We start from the raw sequence: 7,094 nt of genomic DNA, 5'->3' as shown, positions 1-7,094 counted from the left end.
CTCCGGTGCGGCGCCCAGTCGCGCCTCACGACCCGCGCGGTCCCCGGCGCGCTGTGCGTCCGGCGACGGCGCCGTCGAGGTCCGGTTGCCCCGCCAGCTTCCGCGGGCCTGCGATGTACTGCGATAGAAGTCGCGCAACTCGAGTTGTTTGTCGCGCAACACCAGCCCGGTTCCGGGCACCGCGACCTCCGCTTCCCGCTCGGTCTGTTGTTTCGTCTCGGCGAGCCGCGCGCCGATCCGCGCCGCGAACGCCGATTGGAAGTTCAGTCGTGCGGTCACTCCCGCGACAGGTGTGCGAACCCGCGTGCGGACCCGCCGCCCACCGCGCTGCTCGACGACCGTCCGCACCGTCGTCTCGTCTCGATGTCGTCCCGACCGCAGGTACGCGTCGGACGCCCGCACCATCTGCACCAGCAACGACGAGTACAGCGCCTCGCACACGTCGATGTCGGCGGCGAACCCGTACGCGTAGACGACGGTGGAGGTCGCGGTGATGTCGCACTGCACGTCGTTGGCGGCGGCGATCGCCAGGAACAACTGCGCGTAGGTGCGCAGCCCCTTCTTCCCGGCTTCACCGATCGTGATGAGCCGCTGCACCGGAGCGGCCCGGCGTTCCCTGGTGGTGATGTGGGTGCGCGCGACCGCGAGGTCCACCGACGACGCGGTCGCCAGCCGTTGTGCCGCGGCGAGGAAGGCATCGGTTTCGTGGGCGTTGTCGGTCGACTCGGCCTGTCGGAGAAGTCCTCCGATCCGGGTCAGCATCTTGTCCGAACTCACCCGTCGAGAGTAGAGGTGACGCCGTCGTCCCGTGAGTCGCCGCCGCGGTGCGGGAAAGTCAGCGAGAACGGCGCCGAGGGGGAAACATACGAGGAATGGACACCGCGGTCGAGTTCGTCACCGATGTCAACGATGTTTTCTGGTACGCGGTCATCGCGTTGCTGATCGGTTCCGGTCTGTACTACACGATTCGGTCGAGATTGATCCAGATCCGGTTGATCCCGGACATGCTGCGATCGATCGTCGAGAAGCCCGAGATGCTGCCCGACGGCGAGAAGGGCATCTCGGCGTTCCGGGCCTTCTCCATTTCGGCGGCATCCCGCGTGGGTACCGGCAACGTCGCCGGTGTCGCGATCGCCATCAGTGTGGGCGGTCCGGGCGCGGTGTTCTGGATGTGGGTGATGGCGCTGATCGGTGCGGCCACCGCCTTCGTGGAGTCGACGCTCGCCCAGCTCTACAAGGTCCGCGACAAGGGTGCGTTCCGCGGTGGCCCCGCCTACTACATGCAGTACGGGCTCGGGAAACGCTGGATGGGCATGATCTTCGCGGTGATCATCACGATCACCTACGGATTCGTGTTCAACGCGGTGCAAACCAACTCCATCGTCGATGCGGTCGCGAGTTCGGTGGGCGAGAAGACCACCGGACTGCAGATCGGCGTCGGGTTGGTGATTGCCGTGATGGTCGCGGCCGTGATCTTCGGCGGGGTGCGGCGCATCTCGAGTGTGTCCCAGGTGGTGGTTCCGGTCATGGCCGGCGCCTATCTGATCATCGGAATCATCGTGGTGATCCTCAACATCGGTGAGGTGCCCGCCATGTTCACGCTGGTGTTCGAGAACGCGTTCGGTCTCCGTGAGGTTGCCGGCGGCGGGATCGGCGCGGCGTTCATGAACGGCATCCGGCGCGGATTGTTCTCGAACGAGGCGGGTATGGGTTCGGCGCCGAACGCGGGTGCCACCGCCTCGGTGTCGCATCCGGTCAAGCAGGGCCTCGTACAGAGTCTCGGCGTCTACTTCGACACCTGGCTGGTGTGCTCGATCACCGCGTTCATCATCTTGCTGTCCGAACCGGATTTCGGGTCGGGGCTGGCCGGCGCCACCCTGACACAGAACGCGTTGGCGATGCAGCTCGGCGATTGGACCGTGCATTTCCTCGCGGTCCTCATCTTCTTCCTGGCGTTCACCTCGGTGATCGGCAACTACTACTACAGCGAAACGAATGTCGAGTTCCTCACCGGCTCGCGCACGGCCCTGCCGTACCTGCGCGCGTTGGTCGTGCTGTGCGTCTTTCTGGGGGCGATCGGATCGGTGCCGCTCGTGTGGGCGATCGCCGACCTGGCGATGGGGGTGATGGCGACGTTCAATCTGATCGCGCTGATTCCGCTGTCGGGAATTGCCTACGCCCTGTTCCATCACTATTCGGCCCAGCGGAAGCAGGGTCGCGATCCGGTGTTCCATCGCGGCGACGTTCCGGGTATCCGAGGCGTCCAGGTGTGGGGCGACGAGGACGTCGACGTCGCGCCGACCCCGCCACGGTGATCGTCGCTGTCCGACGCACACGGTAGATTCCCGTACCGCGCGTGCGGATGCCCGTGGCGGAAAGGATGTGCGATGGCTTCGGTGACCTTCGAGAAGACGACCTGCCTGTTCCCGGGTTCGAGCACCCCGGCCGTCGACGCATTGGATCTGCTGATCGAGGACGGCGAGTTTCTCGTGCTGGTCGGTCCGTCGGGCTGCGGGAAGTCCACATCACTGCGGATGCTCGCCGGTCTCGAGCAGGTGCACAGCGGACGCATCCTCATCGGTGCGAACGATGTCACCGCGATCGACCCGAAGCAGCGGGACATCGCGATGGTGTTCCAGAACTACGCCCTGTACCCGCACATGTCGGTCGCCGAGAACATGGGATTCGCGCTGAAACTCGCGAAGACCCCGAAGGCCGAGATCCGGAAGCGGGTCGAGGAGGTCGCGAGGATGCTCGACCTCGAGCAGTACCTCGACCGCAAACCGAAGGCGCTGTCCGGTGGTCAGCGGCAGCGCGTCGCAATGGGTCGCGCCATCGTGCGGCAGCCGCAGGTGTTCCTCATGGACGAGCCGCTGTCCAACCTCGACGCGAAGTTGCGTGTGCAGACCCGAACCCAGATCGCGCAACTGCAGCGCAGGCTGAACACGACCACCGTCTACGTCACCCACGACCAGGTCGAGGCCATGACGATGGGAGACCGGGTCGCGGTGCTCGAGAAGGGCATCCTGCAGCAGTGCGCGTCACCGCGGGTGCTCTACAACAAGCCGGCCAATGTGTTCGTCGCCGGATTCATGGGTTCGCCCGCGATGAACCTGTTCACGCTGCCCGTGTTCGACCGCGGCGCGATCCTCGGTGAGACCTATGTGCCGATCCCACGCGATGTCGTCGGTCAGGTCCACGACACCGAGGTGGTGGTCGGTATCCGGCCCGAACACATCCAACTCTCCGAATACGGTCTCGCGATGGACGTGGACGTCGTCGAGGAACTCGGCTCCGACGCCTACGTGTACGGTCGCGCGATCGTCGCGGGCGTGCAGCAGCAGATCGTCGCTCGTGGCGACTGGCGGAATCCACCGCAGAAGGGCGAGCGCATCTACCTGAATTTCGACCCGGAGCAGGTACATGTGTTCTCGACGCGAGACGGTTGCCGGCTCGGCTGAGCGTGGTCGAGGTACGGCGCGCGGAACGAACATGACCGATTCAGGATGGGCACAATATCCCCTTTTCCCGGTCTCGCGTGCCAGAGTAGGGGCCGATGTCGGTGGCTGCACGCCACCGACGAGGAGTTTTCCGAATCCGAACGGGAGTAATCCATGGTTCTGAACACGAAGGCGGTTCGCCGGGCAGCGGTCGCTGCGTCGGCGGCGTCGTTGCTGGTCCTGACGGCCTGCTCGTCCGACAGCGGCTCGAGCAGCGACAGCGGCTCGACGTCTGCGGCCGGTGAGGGGCGCGGCCCGATTACCATCGTCGAAGGTCAGGATCCCCTGAACGCGGCGCTCGAGAGCATCATCGCCGACTGGAACGCGGCGAATCCCGACGAGACGGTGACGTTCAAGCCGCTGGCGAAGGAAGCCAACGACCAGTACGACGACATCGCCCAGCGCATGCAGGCGCAGAGCGACGAATACGACCTCGTGGCCGTCGACGTCACCAACACCGCCGAGTTCGCCGCGAACGGCTGGCTGCTGCCGCTCGAAGGTGACTTCGCGATCGACACCGCAGGACTGCTGCCCGCGACCGTCGAGTCCGGCACCTACAACGGCACCCTGTACGCGGCACCGAAGAACACCAACGCCGCGTTCCTGTACTACCGCACCGACCTGCTCGACAAGGCCCCCGCCACATGGGCGGAACTGCAGGCGGAGTGCCCGAAGGCCGTCGAAGCGGGTATCGACTGCTACCTCGGACAGTTCAAGAACTACGAGGGCCTGACGGTCAACGTCACCGAGATCGTCAACGCGTTCGGCGGTAGCTTCGTCGGACCGGACGGGCTCAGCCCCGACATCACCGACCAGACCGGCGAGGGACTGCAGTTCATCGTCGATCGTTTCGCCGACAACACCATCCCGGCGGCGGCGCAGACCTACACCGAAGGCGAGTCGCAGACCGCGTTCGGTGACGGCAAAGCCCTGTTCCTGCGTACGTGGCCGGGCTTCTACACCGACGGCGCGACCTCGTCGATCGCAGGCAACTACGGCATCGCGGTCCTGCCGGGTGTCGACGGTCCCGGTGTGTCCACCCTGGGTGGCTACAACGTCGGCATCAGCACGTTCTCGGACGCGCCGGCAACCGCGCGTGACTTCCTCGAGTTCATGCAGAACCGCCAGTCGCAGACGTACTACGCGGAGGTCGGCGGCGCGCCGGTCCTCGCCGAGGTGTACGACGATCCGGCGATCCTCGAGCAGTTCCCGTACTTCTCGACGCTGAAGGCGGCGCTGGAAAGCGCGAAGCCGCGCCCGTCGACGCCGTACTACTCGAACGTGTCGAAGGCGATCTCCGACAACTCGTACGCGGCGATCCGCAACGAGAAGTCCGTCGAACAGGCGCTCGCCGACATCAAGGCCGGCATCGAAACCGCCGGCAACTGATCCACTAGGAGCAGTACCCATGGCAGAACCGCAGGTCCATGCCGGTCAGGAAGACCATCGACCGGCTCCCGCGGATCCGCCACACGATTCCGCGGTCGGGGCCGGTCACACAGGCCGCCCCGGCCGCGGGCGTGTGCACGGACAGCAACGGACCACCGAACCACCGGAATCGGGCGTACCCGCACCGAAGCAGCGGCGCCGGATACCTCCGTGGGTGTTCGTGGCGCCGTCGCTGGTCGTACTGTCCGTCATCATCTTGTACCCGCTGGGGCGGGCCGTCTGGATGTCGTTGCACGGCGATGCGAAGAAGCTGGACCCGGAAACGGGCCGCTTCGTCACCGGCGGTTTCGTCGGTATCGAGAACTACGTGCGGTGGATCACCCAGTCCTGTGGCACCGCCACCGGAACGATTCCGTGCCCGCCGGGCACCCTCGGCTCCCAGTTCTGGCAGTCGATCGGCAACACCTTCTTCTTCACCGTCGTCACCGTGTCGCTGGAAACCGTCATCGGGTTCGCCATGGCGATCGTGATGGCGAAGTCGTTCCGCGGTCGCAGCCTGCTGCGCGCGTCGGTGCTGATTCCGTGGGCGATCCCGACCGCGGTCACCGCCAAACTGTGGTTTTTCATCTTCGCCAACGACGGAATCGCCAACAAGATGCTCGGCACCGACATCCTGTGGACGGCGGATCCGTGGCCGGCCCGGTTCGCGATCATCGTCGCGGACGTGTGGAAGACCGCGCCGTTCATGGCGCTGCTGATCCTCGCCGGTCTGCAGATGATTCCGGCGGATGTGTACGAGGCGGCGAAGGTCGACGGCGCGAACGCCTGGCAGCGTTTCAAGATGATCACGTTGCCGCTGGTCAAACCGGCGTTGATGGTGGCGATCCTGTTCCGCACGATGGATGCGTTGCGCATGTACGACCTGCCCGCCATCATGATGGGCTCGAATCCCGCGACCTCCACGATTTCGGTTCTGGTGGTCGAGCAGATGCGTCAGGGCGCCAATTCGGCGTCGGCGCTGTCGACGATCACGTTCCTGATGATCTTTGCGGTCGCGTTCGTGCTGGTGCGGTTCCTCGGTGCGAACGCCGTGCAGACGCAGGAGAAGCAGCGGAAGGGAGACGTCGGATGAGCAGTCCCGGTGCGGGCAGCACGACGATGCGCTCGGTCGGTACGTATGCCGGGGTCGTCCTCATCGTCGCGTGGGGCTTGGCGCCCTGTTATTGGATGATCGTCACCGCCCTGCGCGATCCGTCCGAGACGTTCAGCACGTCGCTGTGGCCGTCGAACCCGACACTGCAGAACTTCGCCGACGCACTCGACCCGGATGCAAAGGTGAACTTCTCCCGTGCGCTGCTCAACAGCGTGATCATCGCGGGCGCGACTACCGCGGTCGCATTGCTCCTCGGCGTGTTCACCGCGTACGCGCTGTCCCGGTTCGATTTCCGCGGCAAATACTTCGTCACCGGCATCATCCTGGGGGCGTCGATGTTCCCGGTGGTGGCGCTGGTGACGCCACTGTTCCAGTTGTTCACCGACATCGGCTGGATCGGTAGCTATCAGGCGCTGATCATCCCGAACATTTCGTTCGTGCTGCCGCTGACGGTGTACACACTCACCTCGTTCTTCTCGGAATTGCCGTGGGAACTCGAGGAGGCGGCCCGGATGGACGGGGCGACGCGCGGGCAGGCGTTCCGGCTGGTGATGTTGCCGTTGGCCGCGCCGGCGATGTTCACCACTGCGATTTTGGCGTTCATCGCGACCGTCAACGAGTACCTGTTGATGTCGCAGTTGTCGAACGAGAAGACCGCGCCGGTGACGGTCGCGATGGCCCGGTTCACCGGCACCGACCCGTATGTGACGCCGTATGCGTCGATCATGGCGGGCGGCACCCTGGTGATGGTGCCGCTGGTGATCATGGTGTTGATCTTCCAGCGCCGCATCATCGCGGGTCTGACCGCGGGTGGTGTGAAGTCGTGAGGCGGGTCCCCCGGCAGCAGCGGCTCGAGATGTTGCTGGGATTCCTGACCGTGTTCACCGCGATGGCGTTGATCGGTGCGGTCGCCGAGTTGCGGTCGTCGGCGCCCGGCGTGGTTCCGGCGCTGGTGTTGCTGGGGTTCGCCGTCGCGTGGGGTTGTGCCTTCCGGGCGTGGCGGCGAGGGTGAGTCGCCCGTGTGCCTTTTGGGCCCCTGGGCGGGCCCAAAA

The 7,094-nt window shown here is 65.4% G+C and carries 7 protein-coding genes; 6 read left to right on the top strand and 1 reads right to left on the bottom strand.

Translation table 11 applies throughout. The features are described from left to right. On the bottom strand, positions 1–777 hold a 777-nt coding region (locus WAX14_RS03330), incomplete at its 3' end, for a DUF2786 domain-containing protein (RefSeq protein WP_422626672.1). A gap of 95 nt (positions 778–872) precedes the next feature. Between WAX14_RS03330 and WAX14_RS03325 the strand changes: the two genes are divergently transcribed. The 6 genes from WAX14_RS03325 (at position 873) to WAX14_RS03300 (ending at position 7,054) form a co-directional block, all read left to right on the top strand. Beyond that, complete coding sequence (locus tag WAX14_RS03325) at positions 873–2,315, top strand: alanine/glycine:cation symporter family protein (protein WP_422626671.1); 1,443 nt, start codon at positions 873–875, stop codon at positions 2,313–2,315. Between the two features lie 72 nt (positions 2,316–2,387). Continuing rightward, entirely contained in the window at positions 2,388–3,461 is a 1,074-nt protein-coding gene (locus WAX14_RS03320; RefSeq protein WP_422626670.1) for an ABC transporter ATP-binding protein, read from the top strand. 153 nt (positions 3,462–3,614) lie between these two features. After that, entirely contained in the window at positions 3,615–4,889 is a 1,275-nt protein-coding gene (locus WAX14_RS03315) for an ABC transporter substrate-binding protein (protein WP_422626669.1), read from the top strand. Between the two features lie 19 nt (positions 4,890–4,908). After that, positions 4,909–6,021 (top strand): carbohydrate ABC transporter permease, encoded by a 1,113-nt coding sequence (locus WAX14_RS03310; RefSeq protein ID WP_422626668.1) that lies wholly within the window; start codon positions 4,909–4,911, stop codon positions 6,019–6,021. Further along, positions 6,018–6,869 carry a carbohydrate ABC transporter permease gene (locus tag WAX14_RS03305; RefSeq protein ID WP_422626667.1) on the top strand — a complete coding sequence of 284 codons (852 nt, stop codon included), beginning with the start codon at positions 6,018–6,020 and terminating at the stop codon, positions 6,867–6,869. The genes WAX14_RS03310 and WAX14_RS03305 overlap by 4 nt, the downstream gene beginning before the upstream one ends. Then, positions 6,866–7,054: a hypothetical protein gene (locus WAX14_RS03300; protein WP_422626666.1), complete on the top strand. Its 189-nt coding sequence runs from the start codon at positions 6,866–6,868 to the stop codon at positions 7,052–7,054. The genes WAX14_RS03305 and WAX14_RS03300 overlap by 4 nt, the downstream gene beginning before the upstream one ends. Positions 7,055–7,094 lie beyond the last annotated feature (40 nt).

The organism is Rhodococcus sp. (in: high G+C Gram-positive bacteria) (genome assembly GCF_049299235.1).
In the GTDB taxonomy this organism is placed as follows: Bacteria; Actinomycetota; Actinomycetes; order Mycobacteriales; family Mycobacteriaceae; genus Rhodococcus.
This window is presented reverse-complemented; position numbering and strand designations above follow the sequence as displayed.

Coding starts and splice junctions, on each gene's coding strand:
- WAX14_RS03325 (WP_422626671.1), top strand. CDS start 873: ATGGACACCGCGGTCGAGTTCGTCACCGATGTCAACGATGTTTTCTGG.
- WAX14_RS03305 (WP_422626667.1), top strand. CDS start 6,018: ATGAGCAGTCCCGGTGCGGGCAGCACGACGATGCGCTCGGTCGGTACG.
- WAX14_RS03320 (WP_422626670.1), top strand. CDS start 2,388: ATGGCTTCGGTGACCTTCGAGAAGACGACCTGCCTGTTCCCGGGTTCG.
- WAX14_RS03315 (WP_422626669.1), top strand. CDS start 3,615: ATGGTTCTGAACACGAAGGCGGTTCGCCGGGCAGCGGTCGCTGCGTCG.
- WAX14_RS03310 (WP_422626668.1), top strand. CDS start 4,909: ATGGCAGAACCGCAGGTCCATGCCGGTCAGGAAGACCATCGACCGGCT.